Source organism: Arthrobacter sp. BI5, assembly GCF_056680065.1.
In genome coordinates this window covers 1565583-1586809 of sequence record NZ_CM155264.1, presented here as the reverse complement: position 1 = coordinate 1586809, position 21227 = coordinate 1565583, and the positions used below count along the sequence as shown (strand labels likewise).

14 protein-coding genes and 3 rRNA genes are annotated in these 21227 nt (G+C 65.4%); 2 read left to right on the top strand and 15 right to left on the bottom strand.

What is annotated here, in order from left to right; all coding sequences use genetic code 11:
- Positions 1–193: 193 nt before the first annotated feature.
- From rrf to AC1MED_RS07160, 8 genes are all read right to left on the bottom strand, one after another.
- Positions 194–310 (bottom strand): 5S ribosomal RNA (rrf, locus tag AC1MED_RS07195).
- A 235-nt stretch (positions 311–545) separates the two neighbouring features.
- Positions 546–3669, bottom strand: a 23S ribosomal RNA gene (locus AC1MED_RS07190).
- A gap of 511 nt (positions 3670–4180) precedes the next feature.
- A 16S ribosomal RNA gene (locus AC1MED_RS07185) occupies positions 4181–5707 on the bottom strand.
- The 16S, 23S and 5S rRNA genes sit together here, the layout of an rRNA operon.
- Before the next feature lie 537 nt (positions 5708–6244).
- Positions 6245–7558, bottom strand: a complete 1314-nt coding sequence (tyrS, locus tag AC1MED_RS07180; RefSeq protein WP_479786207.1) for a tyrosine--tRNA ligase — start codon at positions 7556–7558, stop codon at positions 6245–6247.
- A 128-nt stretch (positions 7559–7686) separates the two neighbouring features.
- Entirely contained in the window at positions 7687–9915 is a 2229-nt protein-coding gene (locus AC1MED_RS07175; protein ID WP_479786206.1) for a HelD family protein, read from the bottom strand.
- A gap of 197 nt (positions 9916–10112) precedes the next feature.
- Positions 10113–10676 (bottom strand): adenine phosphoribosyltransferase, encoded by a 564-nt coding sequence (locus AC1MED_RS07170; RefSeq protein ID WP_479786205.1) that lies wholly within the window; start codon positions 10674–10676, stop codon positions 10113–10115.
- A gap of 9 nt (positions 10677–10685) precedes the next feature.
- Positions 10686–11348 (bottom strand): hypothetical protein, encoded by a 663-nt coding sequence (locus AC1MED_RS07165; RefSeq protein WP_479786204.1) that lies wholly within the window; start codon positions 11346–11348, stop codon positions 10686–10688.
- A gap of 46 nt (positions 11349–11394) precedes the next feature.
- The gene (locus AC1MED_RS07160; RefSeq protein ID WP_479786203.1) at positions 11395–12036 is read right to left on the bottom strand and encodes a DNA-3-methyladenine glycosylase; all 642 of its coding nucleotides are present in this window, start codon (positions 12034–12036) and stop codon (positions 11395–11397) included.
- A 102-nt stretch (positions 12037–12138) separates the two neighbouring features.
- Between AC1MED_RS07160 and AC1MED_RS07155 the strand changes: the two genes are divergently transcribed.
- Positions 12139–13749, top strand: a complete 1611-nt coding sequence (locus AC1MED_RS07155; RefSeq protein ID WP_479786202.1) for a DNA-3-methyladenine glycosylase 2 family protein — start codon at positions 12139–12141, stop codon at positions 13747–13749.
- Complete coding sequence (locus AC1MED_RS07150) at positions 13746–14267, top strand: methylated-DNA--[protein]-cysteine S-methyltransferase (RefSeq protein ID WP_479786201.1); 522 nt, start codon at positions 13746–13748, stop codon at positions 14265–14267. The genes AC1MED_RS07155 and AC1MED_RS07150 overlap by 4 nt, the downstream gene beginning before the upstream one ends.
- Before the next feature lie 58 nt (positions 14268–14325).
- On the opposite strand, the gene AC1MED_RS07145 is transcribed toward AC1MED_RS07150, so the two are convergent.
- The 7 genes from AC1MED_RS07145 to AC1MED_RS07115 all read right to left on the bottom strand — a co-directional run bounded on the left by AC1MED_RS07145 (position 14326) and on the right by AC1MED_RS07115 (position 21217).
- Positions 14326–15066, bottom strand: coding sequence for a maleylpyruvate isomerase family mycothiol-dependent enzyme (locus AC1MED_RS07145; protein ID WP_479786200.1), 741 nt, complete (start codon positions 15064–15066; stop codon positions 14326–14328).
- Between the two features lie 37 nt (positions 15067–15103).
- Positions 15104–15643, bottom strand: coding sequence for a pyridoxine/pyridoxamine 5'-phosphate oxidase (locus AC1MED_RS07140; protein WP_479786199.1), 540 nt, complete (start codon positions 15641–15643; stop codon positions 15104–15106).
- Positions 15644–15733: 90 nt separating this feature from the next.
- Positions 15734–17170 carry an argininosuccinate lyase gene (gene argH, locus AC1MED_RS07135; protein ID WP_346959740.1) on the bottom strand — a complete coding sequence of 479 codons (1437 nt, stop codon included), beginning with the start codon at positions 17168–17170 and terminating at the stop codon, positions 15734–15736.
- A gap of 5 nt (positions 17171–17175) precedes the next feature.
- Positions 17176–18381: an argininosuccinate synthase gene (locus tag AC1MED_RS07130; RefSeq protein ID WP_175323273.1), complete on the bottom strand. Its 1206-nt coding sequence runs from the start codon at positions 18379–18381 to the stop codon at positions 17176–17178.
- A 60-nt stretch (positions 18382–18441) separates the two neighbouring features.
- Positions 18442–18972 (bottom strand): arginine repressor, encoded by a 531-nt coding sequence (locus AC1MED_RS07125; protein WP_175323272.1) that lies wholly within the window; start codon positions 18970–18972, stop codon positions 18442–18444.
- Positions 18972–19967 carry an ornithine carbamoyltransferase gene (argF, locus tag AC1MED_RS07120; RefSeq protein WP_479786598.1) on the bottom strand — a complete coding sequence of 332 codons (996 nt, stop codon included), beginning with the start codon at positions 19965–19967 and terminating at the stop codon, positions 18972–18974. Before argF ends, AC1MED_RS07125 begins: the two co-directional genes overlap by 1 nt.
- 8 nt (positions 19968–19975) lie before the next feature.
- On the bottom strand, positions 19976–21217 hold the full coding sequence (locus AC1MED_RS07115) for an acetylornithine transaminase (RefSeq protein ID WP_479786596.1): 1242 nt from the start codon (positions 21215–21217) through the stop codon (positions 19976–19978).
- Positions 21218–21227 lie beyond the last annotated feature (10 nt).

Here is a 21227-nt window from a genome sequence, read left to right as displayed (position 1 = left end):
CGGCAGGATCTGCGGGAGGGTTCTGATTTGGGCAGCCTCTTGTGCGGGAGCGTTGTTGGCTTACCGGCAGGATCTGCGGGAGCGTTGTTGGCTTGCCGGCAGGATCTGCGGGAGCGTTTGGGCTTTGGGGGTGTTTTGGGTGTTAAAGGGCTCAGGCCCCGACACGTGGTGTCGGGGCCTGGCTGTAATGGTTGTCCGGCGGTGACCTACTCTCCCACACCCTCCCGGGTGCAGTACCATCGGCGCTGTGGGTCTTAGCTTCCGGGTTCGGAATGGGACCGGGCGTTTCCCCCACGCTATGACCGCCGTAACCCTTGCTCCGCACCCCGGGCCTGTGAAGGCACCCCTGGGTGGGAAATCTGTGGTTACAACATCCTGCCCCTGCGGGCAGTGTGGTGTTGTTATTCAGTTTTGGCTCCCTGCAACGTTTCGTCTGGCGACGGGTTTGTTGTTTGGGAACCACATAGTGGACGCAAGCAGTCTTGTTTCTTTGTACTCCTCCGCTGGTGTGAACGTCTTTTGAATCCGTTCACGAAGAAGAGTGTGTGGTGTAAGTTATCGGCCTATTAGTACCGGTCAGCTTCACGAGTCGTTAGTCCTCGCTTCCACATCCGGCCTATCAACCCAGTGGTCTGGCTGGGGGCCTCTCACACACAAGGTGTATGGAAATCTCATCTCGAAGCGAGCTTCCCGCTTAGATGCTTTCAGCGGTTATCCCATCCGAACGTAGCTAATCAGCGGTGCACTTGGCAGTACAACTGACACACCAGAGGTTCGTCCGTCCCGGTCCTCTCGTACTAAGGACAGCCCTTCTCAAATTTCCTGCGCGCGCAGCGGATAGGGACCGAACTGTCTCACGACGTTCTAAACCCAGCTCGCGTACCGCTTTAATGGGCGAACAGCCCAACCCTTGGGACCTACTCCAGCCCCAGGATGCGACGAGCCGACATCGAGGTGCCAAACCATGCCGTCGATATGGACTCTTGGGCAAGATCAGCCTGTTATCCCCGAGGTACCTTTTATCCGTTGAGCGACGGCCATTCCACAATGTACCGCCGGATCACTAGTCCCGACTTTCGTCCCTGCTCGAGATGTCTCTCTCACAGTCAAGCTCCCTTGTGCACTTACACTCGACACCTGATTGCCAACCAGGCTGAGGGAACCTTTGGGCGCCTCCGTTACTTTTTAGGAGGCAACCGCCCCAGTTAAACTACCCATCAGGCACTGTCCCTGACCCGGATTACGGGCCGAAGTTAGATGTCCAAAGTGACCAGAGTGGTATTTCAACGATGACTCCACCCGAACTGGCGTCCGGGCTTCAACGTCTCCCACCTATCCTACACAAGCCACTCCGAACACCAATACCAAACTATAGTAAAGGTCTCGGGGTCTTTCCGTCCTGCTGCGCGTAACGAGCATCTTTACTCGTACTGCAATTTCGCCGAGTTTATGGTTGAGACAGCGGGGAAGTCGTTACTCCATTCGTGCAGGTCGGAACTTACCCGACAAGGAATTTCGCTACCTTAGGATGGTTATAGTTACCACCGCCGTTTACTGGGGCTTAAATTCTCAGCTTCGCCTTGCGGCTAACCGGTCCTCTTAACCTTCCAGCACCGGGCAGGAGTCAGTCCGTATACATCGTCTTGCGACTTCGCACGGACCTGTGTTTTTAGTAAACAGTCGCTTCCCCCTGGTCTCTGCGGCCCCTGCACGCTCCGGACAGCAAGTGTCCATCACGATAGGGGCCCCCCTTCTCCCGAAGTTACGGGGGCATTTTGCCGAGTTCCTTAACCATAATTCTCTCGATCGCCTTAGTATTCTCTACCTGATCACCTGTGTCGGTTTGGGGTACGGGCGGCTAAAACCTCGCGTCGATGCTTTTCTAGGCAGCATAGGATCACCGAATCCCCCCATACGGGGGTCCCGTCGGGTCTCAGGCATCATGAACGGCGGATTTGCCTACCGTTCGCCCTACATCCTTAGACCGGGACAACCATCGCCCGGCTCGGCTACCTTCCTGCGTCACACCTGTTAATACGCTTGCCTCCCAGGTTTCGGTCCCGCGCTCCACCAAAACCCTTCACCCACAAGGGGTGTCGGGCAGGTCTCGGGCGGTTAGTATCCCCTGTTCAGCATGGGCGGTTTTTCGCCGGTACGGGAATATCAACCCGTTGTCCATCGACTACGCCTGTCGGCCTCGCCTTAGGTCCCGACTTACCCAGGGCAGATTAGCTTGACCCTGGAACCCTTGATCATTCGGCGGACGGGTTTCTCACCCGTCTTTCGCTACTCATGCCTGCATTCTCACTCGTGTAGGCTCCACCGCTGGTTTACACCGCGACTTCACTGCCCACACGACGCTCCCCTACCCATCCAGACGCCTGAACCACAAGGGCTTAGCTAATATCTGAATGCCACAACTTCGGCGGTGTACTTGAGCCCCGCTACATTGTCGGCGCGGAATCACTTGACCAGTGAGCTATTACGCACTCTTTTAAGGATGGCTGCTTCTAAGCCAACCTCCTGGTTGTCTTCGCAACTCCACATCCTTTCCCACTTAGCACACGCTTAGGGGCCTTAGTTGGTGGTCTGGGCTGTTTCCCTCTCGACTATGAAGCTTATCCCCCACAGTCTCACTGCTGCGCTCTCACTTACCGGCATTCGGAGTTTGGCTGACGTCAGTAACCTTGTAGGGCCCATTAGCCATCCAGTAGCTCTACCTCCGGTAAGAAACACGCAACGCTGCACCTAAATGCATTTCGGGGAGAACCAGCTATCACGAAGTTTGATTGGCCTTTCACCCCTACCCACAGCTCATCCCCTCCATTTTCAACTGAAGTGGGTTCGGTCCTCCACGACGTCTTACCGTCGCTTCAACCTGGCCATGGGTAGATCACTTCGCTTCGGGTCTAGATCACGCCACTGCAACGCCCTGTTCAGACTCGCTTTCGCTACGGCTTCCCCACACGGGTTAACCTCGCGACGTAACACTAACTCGCAGGCTCATTCTTCAAAAGGCACGCCGTCACAGCTACAAGGCTGCTCCGACGGATTGTAAGCACACGGTTTCAGGTACTGTTTCACTCCCCTCCCGGGGTACTTTTCACCTTTCCCTCACGGTACTGGTCCGCTATCGGTCATTAGGGAGTATTTAGGCTTATCAGGTGGTCCTGACAGATTCGCACGGGATTTCTCGGGCCCCGTGCTACTTGGGATACTTCCCAGGCGGCACACTACATTTCGGTTACGGGGCTCACACCCTCTCTGGCCGGCCTTTCAAGACCGTTCACCTATGCACATGCTCTCACCCCACTGTCCCGGCAGAGACAGAACGGAAAGTCCCACAACCCCGACCATGCAACGCCCGCCGGCTATCACACATGGAACGGTTTAGCCTGATCCGCGTTCGCTCGCCACTACTAACGGAATCACTATTGTTTTCTCTTCCTGCGGGTACTGAGATGTTTCACTTCCCCGCGTTCCCTCCACGCACCCTATGTGTTCAGATGCGGGTCACCAGATCACTCGCGCGTCTGGCGGGGTTTCCCCATTCGGACACCCTGGGATCACAGTCCGGTTATCGACTCCCCCAGGCTTATCGCAGATTCCTACGTCCTTCTTCGGCTCCTAATGCCAAGGCATCCACCGTGTGCTCTTAAAAACTTGACCACAAAAGATCAAGGAGTAATTTCGAGAGAACCACAGAAACCAACCACACCCAACAACACCACCCAAGGGTGACACCATCACGCGCAGCCAGATCCAGGTTCATATTCTTGGAAATTGCTTCTTATAAAAGATGCTCGCGTCCACTATGTAGTTCTCAAACAACAACCCCATACCACACACCCCACACACCCAAACAGTGCATGTTCGCTGCAGCCGGGAAACCAGAAACACAAGTCCCGGGAACGTTCAATCCCCGGTCCTGTTGTCTCAGGACCCAACAGTGTGCCAAACACTAAACCGCACCAGCCCCGCCCCCGCCGTTCCAGGACACCCTGCTCCACAAGAGAGCAGCACATCCGTACTGGGCAAGGACAAACCATGCGGCCGCTATTTGCTGATATTCCACCCGTGAGCACCCGCCGCAGAACAATCGTCTGCGCAACGGGCGTACTCCTGACAACACCACCACACAGGCATAACGCCCGGCAGGGTTGTTGTAGGTGCTCCTTAGAAAGGAGGTGATCCAGCCGCACCTTCCGGTACGGCTACCTTGTTACGACTTAGTCCCAATCGCCAGTCCCACCTTCGACAGCTCCCTCCCACAAGGGGTTAGGCCACCGGCTTCGGGTGTTACCAACTTTCGTGACTTGACGGGCGGTGTGTACAAGGCCCGGGAACGTATTCACCGCAGCGTTGCTGATCTGCGATTACTAGCGACTCCGACTTCATGGGGTCGAGTTGCAGACCCCAATCCGAACTGAGACCGGCTTTTTGGGATTAGCTCCACCTCACAGTATCGCAACCCTTTGTACCGGCCATTGTAGCATGCGTGAAGCCCAAGACATAAGGGGCATGATGATTTGACGTCGTCCCCACCTTCCTCCGAGTTGACCCCGGCAGTCTCCCATGAGTCCCCGCCATTACGCGCTGGCAACATGGAACGAGGGTTGCGCTCGTTGCGGGACTTAACCCAACATCTCACGACACGAGCTGACGACAACCATGCACCACCTGTGAACCGGCCCCAAAGGGGAAGGACTGTTTCCAGCCCGGTCCGGTCCATGTCAAGCCTTGGTAAGGTTCTTCGCGTTGCATCGAATTAATCCGCATGCTCCGCCGCTTGTGCGGGCCCCCGTCAATTCCTTTGAGTTTTAGCCTTGCGGCCGTACTCCCCAGGCGGGGCACTTAATGCGTTAGCTACGGCGCGGAAAACGTGGAATGTCCCCCACACCTAGTGCCCAACGTTTACGGCATGGACTACCAGGGTATCTAATCCTGTTCGCTCCCCATGCTTTCGCTCCTCAGCGTCAGTTAATGCCCAGAGACCTGCCTTCGCCATCGGTGTTCCTCCTGATATCTGCGCATTTCACCGCTACACCAGGAATTCCAGTCTCCCCTACATCACTCTAGTCTGCCCGTACCCACCGCAGATCCGGAGTTGAGCCCCGGACTTTCACGGCAGACGCGACAAACCGCCTACGAGCTCTTTACGCCCAATAATTCCGGATAACGCTTGCGCCCTACGTATTACCGCGGCTGCTGGCACGTAGTTAGCCGGCGCTTCTTCTGCAGGTACCGTCACTTTCGCTTCTTCCCTACTGAAAGAGGTTTACAACCCGAAGGCCGTCATCCCTCACGCGGCGTCGCTGCATCAGGCTTGCGCCCATTGTGCAATATTCCCCACTGCTGCCTCCCGTAGGAGTCTGGGCCGTGTCTCAGTCCCAGTGTGGCCGGTCACCCTCTCAGGCCGGCTACCCGTCGTCGCCTTGGTGAGCCATTACCTCACCAACAAGCTGATAGGCCGCGAGTCCATCCAAAACCACAATAAAGCTTTCCACCCCCCACCATGCGATGAGGAGTCATATCCGGTATTAGACCCAGTTTCCCAGGCTTATCCCAGAGTTAAGGGCAGGTTACTCACGTGTTACTCACCCGTTCGCCACTAATCCCCGGTGCAAGCACCGGATCATCGTTCGACTTGCATGTGTTAAGCACGCCGCCAGCGTTCATCCTGAGCCAGGATCAAACTCTCCGTTGAAGAAAAACAGACACAACCAACACCCCCGGGAAAACGGGACGTGAAGGCTGCACAAAATTTGAAACCAGCTGTAAAAACCAGACCACACCACGGGGTGGCGGATCCAGTCAATTCAACCAATTCAATACAATAAATTGGTATCAACAAACTTGGCACACTATTGAGTTCTCAAACAACAGACACATTCGAATACTTGTCGAAACAATTCACTCGGTGAATTTATTCATTTCGCTTTTCTTCGCTGCGATGTTTTCAGCTTATTTCATTCTTTTCTACTTTGCAAACCCGGAAATTTTTCCGAAATTCACTCTGTAGCAGAGAATCCGCCCAGCAAAATGCGAAGCAATTTCGATTTCCCGCGTTGTGCGCAGGAAGAATTGCTTCTCTTTGTTGGGGGTTTGTCACCACTCAGCGGCGGCGACTCAGAAAACAATACACGCTCCCCTCCGGCCGTGCAAATCGGACAGTGGGAAGCGTGCAGGGGCACCCGGAGAGTGCCATGGGCGGGCCGGAGCCGGCCCGAAAAAGGAGTGGCGGCTAGGCTCCCGAAACCTCCACTGTTGCAAGGTTCTTCTTGCCGCGGCGCAGCAGCAGGTAGCGCCCATGCAGGAGCTCCCCGGGTGCGATGACGGCCTCAGGATCGGAGACCTTGGTGTTGTTCACGTAGGCACCACCCTCCCCCACGGTCCGCCGGGCCGCAGACTTGCTGTCGGACAACCCGGTCGCCACCAGAAGATCGATGATCCCGAGTCCGGAGCCGTCCACGGTCGCGGAAGGCAGTTCCGCCGTGGCGGCCCGGAGGCTCTCTGCGTCCAGGGCGGCGAGGTCCCCGCCGCCGAACACGGCAGCGGACGCGGCAATGACCTTTTCGGTGGCCTCGACGCCGTGCACCAGTGAGGTGACCTCGTAGGCAAGCTTCCGCTGGCCTTCGCGGGCGAAGGGCCGCTCCGCTACCGAGGCTTCGAGTGCTTCGATCTCTGCACGGCTGAGGAAGGTGAAGACTTTGAGCCGGGCGGCGACGTCGGCGTCGGCGGTGTTGAGCCAGAACTGGTAGAAGGCGTACGGGCTGCACATTTCTGGGTCCAGCCAGATCGCATTGCCCTCGCTCTTGCCGAACTTGGTGCCGTCCGCGTTGGTGATCAGCGGCGTGCCCAGAGCGTGGACGTGTTTGCCCTCCACCTTGCGGATCAGGTCGGTGCCACTGGTGAGGTTGCCCCACTGGTCCGAACCGCCGGTCTGCAGCACGCAGCCGTAGTCGCGGAACAGCTGCAGGTAGTCCATGCCCTGCAGGATCTGGTAGCTGAACTCGGTGTAGCTGATCCCCTCATCCGAGTTAAGGCGGGTGGCAACGATGTCCTTCTTGATCATGGTGCCGACGCGGAAGTGTTTGCCGATGCCGCGCAGGAAGTCGATGGCGCTCAGCGGGGCGGTCCAGTCGAGGTTGTTCACCATCCGGGCCGCGTTGTCCCCTTCAAAGCTGAGGAAGCGCTGGACCTGGCCCTGCAGCCGACCCACCCATTCCGCCACGGTTTCCGGGGTGTTGAGCACCCGTTCCGCGGTCTGCCGGGGGTCACCGATCAATCCGGTGGAGCCGCCCACCAGGCCGAGAGGTTTGTGCCCGGCCAGCTGGAGCCGGCGCATGAGCAGCAGCTGCACGAGGTTGCCCAGGTGCAGGCTGGGCGCGGTGGGATCAAAGCCGCAGTAGTACGTCGCGGGAGCGCCCGCAAGCAATTTCTCCAGCTCCGCCTCATCCGTGGAGACGTGGACAAGGCCGCGCCATTTCAGCTCCTGCCAGATGTTGGCGAAGCCGGGGTCGTTCTGCTGGGACTGAAGATCATTTAGCTGGGACACGGAATCTAAGTTAGCAGGATCGCCGCGGCCGGACCGCCCCGCTGCAGCTCGTGACGGAACGGCACTCGTCGCCGCATCCTCCTGGCGAACCAGTGGAGCGGCGGCAAGACACAGCGGCGGGCAGCCGCCTACTCTTCGATGCCGGCCGGCACGGGGGCGGCCGCGATGAGGCGCAGCCGCTGGGTGGGGCGGGTCATTGCGACGTAGAGATCACCCACCCTGCCGTGCTCGTGGTTGAGCATGGCTGACGGTTCCAGGACGACGACCCCGTCGAACTCCAGCCCCTTGGCCTCACGGGGGCTGATCACCACAATGTCCTGCTCGTAGCTGCCGGCGCCGGTGCCGACCCGGCGGCCGTACGCGGCGCGCAGCGCGGCAGTGGCCTCCGGCAGGAGCCCGCCGTCGGCAATCACGGCCAGCAGGCCGCCGTCGAGCGCGTTGAGTTCCTCCGGGAGGACCTCAAGGAGCCGGCCGACGATCGCGCCGGGCTCGACCCGGTCGATGACCGGCGACCAGCGGCCCTCCCTCACGGCCTTGGGCGCGGAGACGACGAGCCCGGCGGCGTTGGCCATCCGCGCTGCCGCCTCGGCGATCTGCGACGGGGTGCGGTAGTTGACGGTGAGTTCTTCAAGCTGCCAGCGGTCGCCGAACATCGGGGCCAGGGCGCTCTGCCAGGACTTCGCCCCGGCGACCGAGCTGGTCTGGGCGATGTCACCGACGATCGTGAAGGACTTCAGCGGGCAGCGCCGGACCAGCAGCCGCCACTGCATGGGCGAGAGTTCCTGCGCCTCGTCCACCACAATGTGCCCGAAGGCCCAGGTGCGGTCGCTGGTGGCTCGCTCGGCTGCGGTCAGCCGCGCCTCGCGTTCCTGGTTCTGGTCCACCAGTTCTTCGGCCGAGATGAGGACGTCCACACCGGCCGTTTCCATGTTGACGAGGGTTTGTTTGGCGTTGGCCAGGTCGCGGGCGCGGTCGTGCTCCTGCTGGGCCAGCCCCCGGCCGGCGGCCGGATCGAGTTCGCCGAGCAGTTCGGCGGCCTCGTCCAGCAGCGGGACGTCGGCCTCGGTCCACGGCGATCCGGCCGGCCGGAGCAGCAGGGCGCGTTCGGCGTCGCTGAGGTGCGGGGTGCACGCCGCCAGGATGGCGGGCTTGCTCAGCAGCTCCCCCACCAGTTTTTCCGGGGTCATCGGCATCCAGCACAGGTTCAGGGCCACCCGGACGTCACGCGCTGAACGGACGTCTTCGGCAAGGTAGGACCGGTCGGCGTTGTTTCCGATGCTGCCGGCCTCCACCAGTTCGGTCATCTGCTCGGTCAGTTCGCGCAGCAGGATCTTGACGAAGGAGACCCGTGCCTCGTTGTGCGGCTTCCCGGTGGCGCGTGCCTTCTCCCGCGCCCGGCGGACCTGCCGCGGGGTCAGCACAAGCTTGCGGCCATCCACTTCGAGGATGCGGTTCTCGGCCGGGACCCGTTGCCGGTTGGCGACCGCGTTCGCCACCACCTCGGCCATGTCGAGCCGGCCCTTGATGGCCGCCACGTCGGAATCGTCTTCGGCGACGGCGTGGATGCCGGGCATCAGACGGCCCAGGCTGGCCATCACCACACCGGTTTCGCCGAGGGACGGCAGCACCCGTTCGATGTAGTTCATGAACGACGACGACGGCCCCACCAGCAGCACGCCGGCGGTCTTGAGCCGGTCGCGGTGGGTGTAGAGCAGGTAGGCGGCACGGTGCAGGGCGACGGCGGTCTTGCCGGTGCCGGGTCCGCCCTGGACCACAAGCGCTCCCGAGATGGACGAGCGGATGATCCTGTCCTGCTCGGACTGGATGGTGCCGACGATGTCCGACATCCGGCCGGTGCGTTTGGAATTCAGGGCGGCAAGCAGCGCGCCCTCTCCCTGCAGCGAATCGTTGTCGGCCAGCAGGTCGGCGTCGAGCACGTCATCCTCGATCGCCTTGACCTGGCGGCCCTGCAGAATCAGGTGCCGGCGGCGGCGTACGCCCTGCCGGTCGAAGGCGGTGGCCTGGTAGAAGTGACCGGCTTCGGGTGCCCGCCAATCCACCATCAACCGCTGCAGGTCCTCGGTGGTCAGGCCGATGCGGCCGATGTACTGGGCCTCGCCGGAGTCGAGGTCGAGGCGGCCGAACACGAGGCGGTCGTCGACGGCGTCGAGCTGGGCGAGGCGGTCCTCGTAGAGAGCGGCGAACGCGTCCCGCTCGGAGACGTTCTGCATGGTGCCCACGGCACCCGCGCGGCGTACCTGGGCGAGCTGGGCGCGCTTTTCCGCCCGCAGCTCATCCAGCCGGGCATAAAGTCCGGCTACATAGTCGCGTTCATGGGCCAAATCAGCGTCGTGCATCGAACGTTCCCCTATCGAAAAAGACAGACCAACCATTCTACAGCGATTTCGAGCATCGCTCCCCAAATATGTCGGTTTTCTTCAGGCCTCGCTTTTGTCAGGCATTCTACCGAGGTGGCCGCGACCGTCCACCCGGCTGCACAGCCGGCTGTCAGCTCGCTGTCAGCCCGCTGCTCACCGTCCGGCGACGGGGATCCCTACAGGCTCAGCAGCGAGTGGATGCGGTGTCCGCCGAGGGCCGCCCGGCCGTTCAGCTCCTCGAGCTCCATCACCACGCCGACGCCGGCCACCTCGACGCCACAGCGTTCGAACAGCCTGGCGGCTGCGCCCAGGGTGCCGCCGGTGGCGAGGACGTCGTCGAGGATGAGCACCCGGGTGCCCGGCACCAGGTCCGAGCTGTGCAGTTCCAGGGTGGCGGTGCCGTATTCGAGGGAGTAATCCTCGGAGACCACCTCGCGGGGCAGTTTGCCCGCCTTGCGGACTGTCACGACGCCGGTGTCCGTGGCGTAGGCGGCGGCCGCGGCCAGCAGGAAGCCGCGGGCTTCCACCCCGGCGACGGCGTCGAACTGCCCGCGGAAGGGTTCAACCAGCGCATCGACCACGGCCTTGAGCGCAACGCCGTCGGCGAAGACCGGGGTGAGGTCCTTGAAGACAATCCCGGGCTTAGGGTAGTCCAGGACGGTGGCACACAGGCTGGTGATCAGCTCATCCACCGGAATTGCGTTGCTGGTCTGGGGCTGGGCCTGCTCGCTTTGTTTCACCCATCAATCTTACTGGCTGGTACTAGACGGCCGGCCCTGGCCGCCGGCCGGCCCGGGTGGCCCGCCTTCCCCGCCTGCCGTGCGCGGGGATTTCAAGAGGTTATTGGCCATTCCGTACCGGACCAGCTCCAGCGCTGCTGAGAGCGCCCGTTCCGCGTCGAACCGGGCCGCTGCCGCGGCACTCAGGCGGACGGTGTCGTTGGCCCAGGCGGAGCGGTGGAAGCGGTCCGCGTCACCGTGCAAAAGCCGGCCGTACAGAACGTCTTCGAAACGGTCCGGCCCTTCGTCCGGCGCGGGACCTTCACCCGGCCTTTCGTCCGGCGCGGGACCTTCACCCGGCGCAACGTGCTGACGGCCCTGGACCATCTCGGGGGTGAACAGAGCGACGATGCCGTCGGCCCCGTCCGCGAGGTGGCGGTCCGCCGAGTAGTTGCAGAAGCGGAGCGCCCGCACCACGAGCTTGAGCGAGACGTGTTCATCGCGGACGATGAATTTACGCAGCAGCGCCGCCCTGAAGAGCTCAAGCCAGCGCCGGCGCTCCGCCTCGGCCGGGTGCACCGGCGGCTCCGCGTCGAAGAGGGCCACCATCGAAAAGTACTCGGTGGCCAGCTCCTGGAAAATCTCCAGTCTCTCGAGCTCACTGCCCGGTTTCCCGCGTTTGCCTTCGCCCATCAGCTGTCATCTCCTTAAGCCGCCGGTGCCACGCCCTGATGGCCGGCTACGCCGTCCGGACCTTTGCCGCCTTGTAGCGGGAGACGGTCGGGTCGCCGCTGAGCCAGAAACGCCACGGGTACTCGTCGCTGCCGCCGGCGCCGGAGACGCCCACCCTCGGCCCGGAGCTGATCGCCGTCGCGGGCGCGGCAGGGAGCTCGAGCCGGAACGGGGCGCCGAGCGCATCGCGGCCGCTGTCCGCCGTCGTCAGTCCCAGGGCCGTCGCGAAGCGGGCGGGCCCGCTGGCAAGGTCCTTCGGCGCTTTCGACGTCGGCCGCCGGGCGAGGGCCAGTTCCTCTCCGGCGACCACCTCGCCGGCGCGCAGGAGCAGCGCGGAGGCCACTCCCTCGGGGCCGCAGACAATGTTGGCGCAGTGGTGCATGCCGTAAGTGAAGTACACGTAGAGATGCCCGGCGGGGCCGAACATCGGGGCGTTCCGCCGGGTCCGGCCGCGGAACGTGTGCGAGCCGGGATCCGGATGCAGCGAATCCTCCGGCCCCAGGTAGGCCTCGACCTCGGTGATCCGCACGGCGACCGGCCCGCCGTGGCTCTCGTGCGTCAGCACCGCGCCAAGCAGCAGCGGCGCAACGGTGCGCGCATCGGCGGAGAGCAGCCCGCGCAGGGCCTCGGGCGTCACGCTGGAATCCATTCCCCGACTTTAACAAACCCCTTCCTCCCCGGAGTAGCGGCCCTCCACGGCGGTGTCCGATTTCCGCTAGCGGGGGCGGACGCGGGCTGGCAGGATGGAGCCATGGACTTTTGGCAGCGCTACCGGGCAATCGATGCCCGGGACCCCCGTTTCGACGGGCAGTTCTACACCGCTGTCCGCACCACCGGAATCTACTGCCGGCCGTCCTGCCCGGCACGGACCCCCAAAGCCGGCAACGTCACCTTCTACGAGACCTCGGCCGCCGCCCACGACGCCGGCTACCGGGCGTGCAAACGCTGCCTGCCCGAGGCGGTGCCCGGCACCCCGGCATGGAATGTCCGCTCCGACATCGCGGGCCGGGCCATGCGGCTGATCAACGATGGTGTGATTAACCGCGACGGCGTGGAGGGGCTCGCTGCGCGACTGGGCTACTCCTCGCGGCAGCTCAACCGGATCCTCAGCCATGAACTGGGCGCCGGTCCGCTGTCGCTGGCACGGGCCAGCCGGGCCCAGACCGCCCGGACGCTGCTGGTCTCCACCTCAATGAAGGCCGCCGATATCGCGTTCGCCGCGGGCTTCAGCAGCGTCCGCCAGTTCAACGAGACCATCGCCGAGGTCTTCGCCATGACGCCGTCGGCGCTGCGGGCCACGGCGCGGCACCCGCAGTCGCCGGGCCGCACCGCGGTGTCCTCCACGGCCCTGGCCCTGAACCTGCCCTACCGGGAGCCCTTTGATCCGGGGGTGTTCGGCTTCCTGGCCGTGCGCGCCATTCCGGGGATCGAGGAGGGGACGGCCACGTCCTATGCCCGTACCCTGCGGCTGTCCCACGGGGACGCGCGCTTCCGGGTGGACTACGACGTCGATGCGCCGGGACGCCCGTTGAAGCTAAGCATCGGTGCCGTGGACCTGCGGGACCTGGCCTCGCTGCTCAGCAGGGTCCGGCGGCTGTTGGATGTCGACGCCGACCCGGTCGCCATTGACACGTCCCTCGCCGCCGATCCGCGGCTGGCGGCCAGTGTTGCGGCCGCCCCGGGAATGCGGATGCCCGGGGCCGTGGACCCGCAGGAACTGTTGATCCGCGCCATGGTCGGCCAGCAAATCACCGTGGCGGCGGCGCGGACAGCCCTGGTCCAGCTGTCGGCGTGCGGCAGCGAAAGTGCGGTTCCGGCAGACGGCCTGCACCGGATTTTCCCTACGCCGGCTGACATTGCGGACACCGGATTCCAGTTGCTTCGCGGACCACAGCGCCGCATCGATTCGATCCGCGGCGCCGCAACGGCGATGGCGGCGGGCGAGCTGGACTTCGGCTACGGCGACGACCTGGCCGGGCTGCAGGCCAAGCTCCTGCCGCTGGCCGGCGTCGGACCCTGGACCGTGGGATACCTCGCGATGCGGGTGATCGGCGCCCCGGACGTGTTCCTGGCCAACGACGCCGCCGTCCGCAACGGTATCCGCTCGCTGGCGCAGGAATCAGGCAATACCGATAGCGTCGCCGCCGACGAGGCTGGCGACGAGGCGGCTGTCCCGGCCCCGGCCCCGTCGTCCCCCGCTCCCCTGGCCCCCGCTTCGCTCTCTCCCGATTTTCGGGAGGTCAGCCCGTGGCGCTCCTACGCCACCATGCACCTCTGGCGCGCGGCCGCAGCAGCCCAGTCCGCGGCGCGGACAAAATCGGCCCGCACCAAGACAACAGCCCTGAAGAAAGTGACGCAATGAAAGCGCAGCTCCTCACCATGTCCACCCCGGATGGCCCGTTCACCATCATTGCCCGCGACGGCGCCGTCCTGGCCTCGGGCTGGACCGCGGTACCCGGCGAACTCACCGGCCAGATCCATGCCGACTTGCTGCCTGAGGGCTACGAGACGGTCCCGGACCTGGGCAGCATCTCGGCCGCCGTCGAGGACTTTTATGCCGGCGATCCCGGCGCCGTGATGGAGGTGCCGGTGCTGCAGAAATCCGGCCCCTTCCGCAGCCATGCCTGGGACATGCTCCGGACCGTGGCCGCAGGCAGTCCGGTGACCTACACCGAATACGCTGAGCTCTCCGGCAACGCCAAAGCCGTCCGCGCGGCGGCCAGCGCCTGCGCCTTCAACGCGGCCGCCCTGTTCGTGCCCTGTCACCGCGTGATCCGCACCGACGGGAGCCTGGGCGGGTTCCGCTGGGGGCTCGCCATCAAGGAAAGCTTGCTGTCCCGGGAACGCGAGGCGGCGCTGCTCGAAACCGCGCCGAGGTGACATTTGGCGCCAATGTTTCGTCAGAAGATCGGCGTCAAATGTCACCTCGGCGGAAGTGTCAGCGGGTGACGGGCACCCCGGCGGGCCACGGCAGCAGCTCCGGAAGGTCGACGCCGTCGGCCGCTGCGGTGGCGCGCAGGCTTCCCAGGGTGGGGGTCCGGCCGGCCAGCCACGCGGCGATGTCGGTGAGCATGCCGTTAATGGCGGTCGAGCGTCCGCCGGCGGCACCGATCGTGACGGAGGGCAGACCCAGCGGCTGCAGCACGAACCGCTCCCCCTCGGGCACCCGGGCAGCCAGGAAGTCGAAGAGGTGTTCGCAGAACGGTTTGCTCCAGGTTTCGGGGCCGCGGCCGGTGCCGAGGTCGGTGGCGTGGATGGTGAGCTCGCGCCAGAGCGCCAGGCCGCCGTCGAACACCACGCCACCGCGGTAGCTGATGGGTTCCTGCCAACCTGCCGCATCGAGTGCCCCGAACGCCGTGAGTGCGCGCTCGAAGGCGGCGGCCACGGCCGCCCGGTGCTCCTCGGCGCTGTGGCCGGCCGCCAGTTCGATGGCGCGGGTGCGTCCTTCGAAGCCGCCGTCGTAGAGTTCGATGCTTTCGCCGCGGGCGGCGTATTCGGCCTGGCGGGCCATCGCGTTGCCGATTCCGGTGAGGTGGGCCAGCACGTGCCCGCGGGTCCAGCCCGGGAGTTCGGACGGGGCCTGGACATCCTGGTCGCCCAGTTTGACGGCGATTCCGGTCACGACGTCGGCGGCGCAGCGGAGTTCCTCGAGCAGGTTTTCAGGGGTGATTGAGGTCATGGCGCCCATCCTAACGGAGCGTCCGGATTAATCGCGGCTAACTGGGCCGGCCGTCCTGGCCGGGCCCATAACGGTGCCGGATGTGCCGCCGGTCGTGCCGCGCCTGCCAGAATTCGAGTTCGCGGGGCCGGAGCGCGTAGAGCTGCCAGCTGGGGTTCGCGCTGCCGTCGGCGCCGGGCCGATCGTGCCAGTCGACGGCGGAAGCTTCCGCGGAGAGTTCCACGACCTCGCCGGCCACGCGGACCTGGCGGCCCTGCTGCTGCCAGAAGAAGTTCAGCGCGGCGTGCGGGTTATCCGCCAGTTCCCGGCCTTTGCGCGACTGGCGGGACGTCGCGAAGTGCCAGCCGTCGTCGTCGATGTCCTTGAGGATCAGCATCCGCGAGGACGGCCGGCCGAGCGCGTCGGCCGTAGCCAGACTGCAGGCGTTCGGCTGCGGGACGCCTGCCGCCAGGGCCTCCGCGAGCCACTGCCGGAACAGCTCGGCGGGATCCGCGGGCGCCTGCTCCGGGTCGAAGTCCGGGAGCGCGTCGGGGAAGTCGGGCAGGGCGCGCAGGAACTGGCGGAACGATTCGCTCATCCACCCACCTTAAACGCCGCGAGATGACATTTCGCGGCAGTGTTATCGGAAAACATTGCCGCGAAGTGTCATCTCGCGGGTGTCGAAGAGTTAGCCGGCGTAGGCGCGCACGGCCTCGAGCTCTGCCTCAAGTGCCAGCAGCTGGCGCTCGACGGCGGCCGGCGCGGTGCCGCCCTGCGAGTTCCGGCTGTTGAGCGAGCCTTCGGTGGACAGCACGGTGCGGACGTCCGGCGTCAGGTGCTCCGAGATGGCGGCGTATTCCTCGTCCGTCAGGTCCCAGAGTTCGACGTCGCGGCTTTCGGCCTGCTTCACCGCGGCGCCGGAGAGCTCATGCGCCTCGCGGAACGGCACGCCCTGCCGGACCAGCCATTCGGCGATGTCCGTGGCCAGCGCGAAGCCCTGGGGTGCCAGGGATTCCATCCGCTCGGTGTTGAACTTCAGCGTCGCGATCATGCCGGAGACGGCCGGAAGCAGCAGCTCCAGGGTGTCGGCGGCGTCGAAGACCGGTTCCTTGTCCTCCTGCAGGTCGCGGTTGTACGCGAGCGGCAGGCCCTTGAGGGTGGCGAGCAGCCCGGTCAGGTCGCCGATCAGCCGGCCGGCCTTGCCGCGGGCGAGTTCGGCCACGTCCGGGTTCTTCTTCTGCGGCATGATCGAGGAGCCGGTGGAGTAGGAATCGTGCAGGGTCACGAAGGAGAACTCCTTGGTGGCCCACAGGATCACTTCCTCCGATACCCGGGACAGGTCCACGCCGATCATGGCCGAAACCCATGCGAACTCGGCGAAGACGTCGCGGGAGGCGGTGCCGTCGATCGAGTTGTGCGTGGCCGAGTTGAAGCCGAGGTCCGCCGCGACCGCTTCCGGGTCCAGGCCCAGCGAGGATCCGGCGAGGGCGCCGGAGCCGTAGGGCGAGACGCCGGCGCGCTTGTCCCAGTCGGCCAACCGCTGCACATCGCGCAGCAGCGCCCAGGCGTGGGCCAGCAGATGATGGCTGAGCAGCACCGGCTGGGCGTGCTGGAGGTGGGTGCGGCCGGGCATGGCCACCCCGCGGTGCTCCTTGGCCTGACCGACCAGCGCATCGATCGTGGCGAGTACGCCGCGGGCGATGATCCGTGCGTGGTCGCGCAGGAACATCCGGCCCAGCGTGGCCACCTGGTCGTTGCGGGAGCGGCCGGCGCGGAGCTTGCCGCCCAGCTGGGTGCCGGCACGCTCGATCAGGCCGCGTTCCAGCGAACCGTGCACGTCCTCGTCCGATTCGGCCGGGGTGTACGCGCCGGAGGCGACGTCCGCGTCCAGGCGGCCCAGGGCGTCGAGCATGCCTTCCAGCTCGGCGTCGTCCAGCAGCCCGGCCTTGTGCAGCACGCGGGCGTGCGCCTGGGACCCGGCAATGTCGTAGCGGGCCAGCCGCCAGTCAAAGTGCGTGGACTTGCTCAGCGCTGCAAGGGCGTCCGCGGGGCCGCCGGCGAACCGGCCGCCCCAGAGCGCACCTGTGTTCGTCGCCTCGGACTTGGTGGTTTCCGACTCAGCCACGCGGGCTACTTTCCTGCGACGCGGATGTCGCGGCCGGAGGCAACCTTGGCGGACATGCCCCACAGCTCGATGAAGCCGCGCGCCATCGACTGGTCGAAGGTGTCGCCGGTGTCGTAGGTGGCGAGATCGAAGTCGTAGAGCGAGGTCTCGGAGCGGCGCCCGTTGACGATCGCCTGGCCGCCGTGCAGGACCATGCGGATGTCGCCGGAGACGTAGCGCTGGGTGTCTTCGATGAAGGCGTCCAAGGAGCGCTTGAGCGGGGAGAACCACTGGCCGTCGTAGACCAGCTCGGACCAGCGCTGGCCGACCGTGGCCTTGAAGCGGGCCTGCTCGCGCTCGATCGTGATGTCCTCGAGGTGCTTGTGCGCGGTGATCAGCGCCATCGCTCCCGGGGCCTCGTAGATTTCGCGGGACTTGATGCCAACGAGGCGGTCCTCGACGACGTCGATCCGGCCGACGCCCTGGGCGCCGGCGCGGCGGTTCAGTTCCTTGATGGCCTGCAGCGGGGTGACCTTGACGCCGTCGATCGCGACCGGCACGCCGGCTTCGAAGGAGATGGTGACCTCATCCGGGGCCGGCGGGAACTCCGGGGTGGCGGTGTAGTCGTAGATGTCCTTGGTGGGGGCGTTCCAGATGTCCTCGAGATAACCGGTCTCGACGGCGCGGCCCCAGACGTTCTGGTCGATCGAGTACGGGTTCTTCTTGGTGGTCTCGATCGGCAGTCCCTTTTCCTCGGCGAAGGCGATGGCCTTGTCTCGGGTCAGGGCGAGGTCGCGGACCGGGGCGATGCACTTCAGGTCCGGGCCGAGGGTCTGGATGCCGACCTCGAAGCGGACCTGGTCGTTGCCCTTGCCGGTGCAGCCGTGGGCCACCGTGGTGGCGCCGAATTCGCGGGCAGCCTTGACCAGGTGCTTGACGATCACCGGGCGGGAGATCGCGGAAACCAGCGGGTAGTGGCCCTGGTAGAGGGCGTTCGCCTTCAGCGTGGGCATGCAGTATTCGTTCGCGAACTCATCCGACGCGTCGGCCACGTAGGCTTCGACGGCACCGCAGCCGAGGGCACGCTGGCGGATGGTCTCCAGCGACTCGCCGCCCTGTCCGACGTCGACCGCCACGGCAATGACCTCGGCGCCGGTCGCTTCACCGATCCAGCCGATGGCTACGGAAGTATCCAGGCCACCGGAGTAGGCCAGCACAATACGCTCAGTCACTTCAAATGCTCCTTAGTTGTTGGGTTCTTGGGGTCTCTAGTGAAAGTTCACAGATGGGTCTCACTGGCCGGCTTCTTCGGCCAGCTGCAGGAAGCGGGCGGCGACGGCGGCGCCGCCGGCCGGGTCGCGGGTGACCAGCAGCACGGTGTCGTCCCCGGCGATGGTGCCGAGGATCGAGGGCATCACCGAGTGGTCGATGGCGAGGGCCAGGAAGTTCGCGGCGCCCGGCGGGGTCCGGAGCACCACGAGATTCGCGGACGCCTCGGCCGTGACGAGTAGCTCGCCGCAGAGCCGCGCGAGCCGCGCGTCGAGGATTTCCTGGGTCACGCCGCTTTTGGCCGCGCGTTCCCCGCCCTCCCCCGGCACGGCGTACACCAGCACACCCTCCTTGCCGCGGACCCGGACAGCGCCCAGCTCCACGAGGTCGCGGGACAGCGTGGCCTGGGTGACCTGGACGCCGTCGTCCGCGAGCAGGGCCGCCAGCTCGGCCTGCGAGCGGACGGATTCACCGGTGAGGATCGCGGTGATCCGCGCCTGCCGGGCCGTTTTGGTGGCCGGGCTGGCCCCCTGGGCGGCGGGCTGGACGGACATCAGTCCAGCCCGTCCACCGGCGCCAGCCCATCAACCACTGCCAGGCCTGAACGGTGCATGAGCCAGGCCATCAGCGCCTTCTGCGCGTGCAGCCGGTTCTCCGCCTCGTCCCAGACCACGGACTGCGGGCCGTCGATCACGCCGGCGGAGATTTCGTAGCCGCGGTACGCCGGGAGGCAGTGCAGCACGACGGCGTCCGGCGCGGCGAGCTTCATCGCGTCCTCGTCCACGGAGTACTCGCGGAACAGCTGCAGCCGGGCTTCCTTCTCGTCTTCCTGGCCCATCGAGACCCAGGTGTCGGTGGCGACGACGTCGGCTCCGCGGAGCGCCTCTGCGGCGTCAACCGTGACCAGCACGGAGCCGCCGGTTTCCGCGGCGCGCTCTTCCGCGGCGGCGACGATCTCCGCAGCGGGCAGGTAGCCCTCCGGGCCGGAGATGCGCACGTGCATGCCCGCGGTGACGCCGGCCAGCAGGTAGGAGTTGGCCATGTTGTTGGCGGAGTCGCCGAGGTAGCTCATGGTGAGTCCCGCCAGCGTGCCCTTGTGTTCCTTGATGGTCAGCAGGTCGGCAAGGAGCTGGCAGGGGTGGTAGTCATCGCACAGGGCGTTGATCACCGGGACGTGGGCGTTCCCGGCCATTGCGACGAGGCCGGCGTGCGCGCCGGTCCGCCACACGATGGTGGAGACCATGCGTTCGAGCACCTTGGCGGTGTCCTCCACCGACTCCTTGTGCCCGATCTGGGCTTCGCCCGGGTTGATGATCAGGGCGTTGCCGCCCATGTCGGCGATGCCGGTGGCGAAGGAGACCCGGGTGCGGGTGGAGGTCTTGTCGAAGATCACGGCCACGGTCTTGCGGCCGCTGCCTTCCGCGGCGAAGGGCTGGACGCTGTACGGGGCGGCCTTCATCCGGACGGCGAGGTCCAGGACCTCGGCCTGCTCGGCCGGGGTGAGGTCCGTGTCCTTGAGGAAGTGGCGGGTGGGCACGGATGCGGTCATGGAGGCGGTCACTGGGCGTCCTTTGCGGTCTGGAGGAGGGCCGGCAGCGCGGCGAGGAAACGGTCGGCCTGGGCTTCGGTCAGGATCAGCGGCGGCGCGAGGCGGATGGTGTGCGGACCGGGGCTGTTGACGATGAACCCGGCGTCCAGCCCGGCGGCGACGACGGCGGGAGCCACGTCGGCGTCGAGGTCGAAGCCGATCAGCAGGCCTTCGCCGCGAACCTCGGTGACGCCGTCGATCCCGGCGAGGCCGGTGCGCAGGTGCTCCCCCACCTCCCGGACGTGGGCGAGGACCTGCTGGTTCTCCAGCACGTGCAGGGTGGCCAGGGCCGCCGCGGTGGCCACCGGGTTGCCGCCGAATGTCGTGCCGTGCTGGCCGGCGGACAGCAGTGCAGAAACTTCGGGGCCGAAGGTGAGCAGGGCACCGATCGGGAAGCCGCCGCCCAGGCCCTTGGCGAGGGTCACGGCGTCGGGGACGATGCCGGCGTCCTCGCTGGCCAGCCACTTGCCGGTGCGGCCGATGCCGGTCTGGACCTCGTCCAGGATCAGCAGGGCGCCGGCGGCGCTGGTGGCTTCGCGGGCCGCCCGGAGGTAGCCGGCGGGCAGCGGGCGGACGCCTGCTTCGCCCTGGATCGGTTCGAGGAAGACGGCGGCGGTGCTCTCATCAATCGCGGCACGGAGGGCCTCGATGTCGCCGAAAGGCACGTGCACGACGCCGCCGGGCAGCGGTGCGAACGGCGCCCGGTAGGCCTCCTTGGAGGTCAGCGCCAAGGCGCCCATGGTGCGGCCGTGGAAGGCGCCTTCGAGGGCGATGATTTTGGTCCGCGGCGACTCCGGGGACCCGGCATTCCGGCGCGCCAGCTTGAACGCCGCTTCGACGGCCTCGGTACCGGAGTTGGCGAAGAACACCTTGGACCCGGCCGGGGCCTGGGAAATTTCCAGCAGCTTCTCAGCCAAAGCAATCTGGGTGGGGCTGGTGAAGAAGTTGGAGACGTGGCCCAGGGTGGACAGCTGGCTGGAGATCACCGAGGTGACGAAGGGGTGGGCGTGCCCCAGGGCGTTGACCGCGATGCCGCCGAGCAGGTCCAGGTATTCCTTGCCGTCGGCGTCCCAGACGAGGCAGCCGGCGCCGCGGACCAGCACGCGCTGCGGGGTGCCGAAGACGCCGAGCAGCGAGGAGGAGTAGCGCGACAGCCAGTCGGCTCCGCTACTGCTCGGGACAATTGTGGTTGCGGCGGCCTCCGCAGCGATGGGGGCCCCG

What these genes read in the sequence shown, in the direction of transcription:
- AC1MED_RS07150 (WP_479786201.1), top strand. Translation starts at nt 13,746, where the DNA reads ATGAAAGCGCAGCTCCTCACCATGTCCACCCCGGATGGCCCGTTCACC.
- argF (WP_479786598.1), bottom strand. Translation starts at nt 19,967, where the DNA reads ATGACCGCATCCGTGCCCACCCGCCACTTCCTCAAGGACACGGACCTC.
- AC1MED_RS07175 (WP_479786206.1), bottom strand. Translation starts at nt 9,915, where the DNA reads ATGCACGACGCTGATTTGGCCCATGAACGCGACTATGTAGCCGGACTT.
- AC1MED_RS07145 (WP_479786200.1), bottom strand. Translation starts at nt 15,066, where the DNA reads ATGACCTCAATCACCCCTGAAAACCTGCTCGAGGAACTCCGCTGCGCC.
- AC1MED_RS07160 (WP_479786203.1), bottom strand. Translation starts at nt 12,036, where the DNA reads ATGGATTCCAGCGTGACGCCCGAGGCCCTGCGCGGGCTGCTCTCCGCC.
- AC1MED_RS07165 (WP_479786204.1), bottom strand. Translation starts at nt 11,348, where the DNA reads ATGGGCGAAGGCAAACGCGGGAAACCGGGCAGTGAGCTCGAGAGACTG.
- AC1MED_RS07125 (WP_175323272.1), bottom strand. Translation starts at nt 18,972, where the DNA reads ATGTCCGTCCAGCCCGCCGCCCAGGGGGCCAGCCCGGCCACCAAAACG.
- AC1MED_RS07155 (WP_479786202.1), top strand. Translation starts at nt 12,139, where the DNA reads ATGGACTTTTGGCAGCGCTACCGGGCAATCGATGCCCGGGACCCCCGT.
- AC1MED_RS07140 (WP_479786199.1), bottom strand. Translation starts at nt 15,643, where the DNA reads ATGAGCGAATCGTTCCGCCAGTTCCTGCGCGCCCTGCCCGACTTCCCC.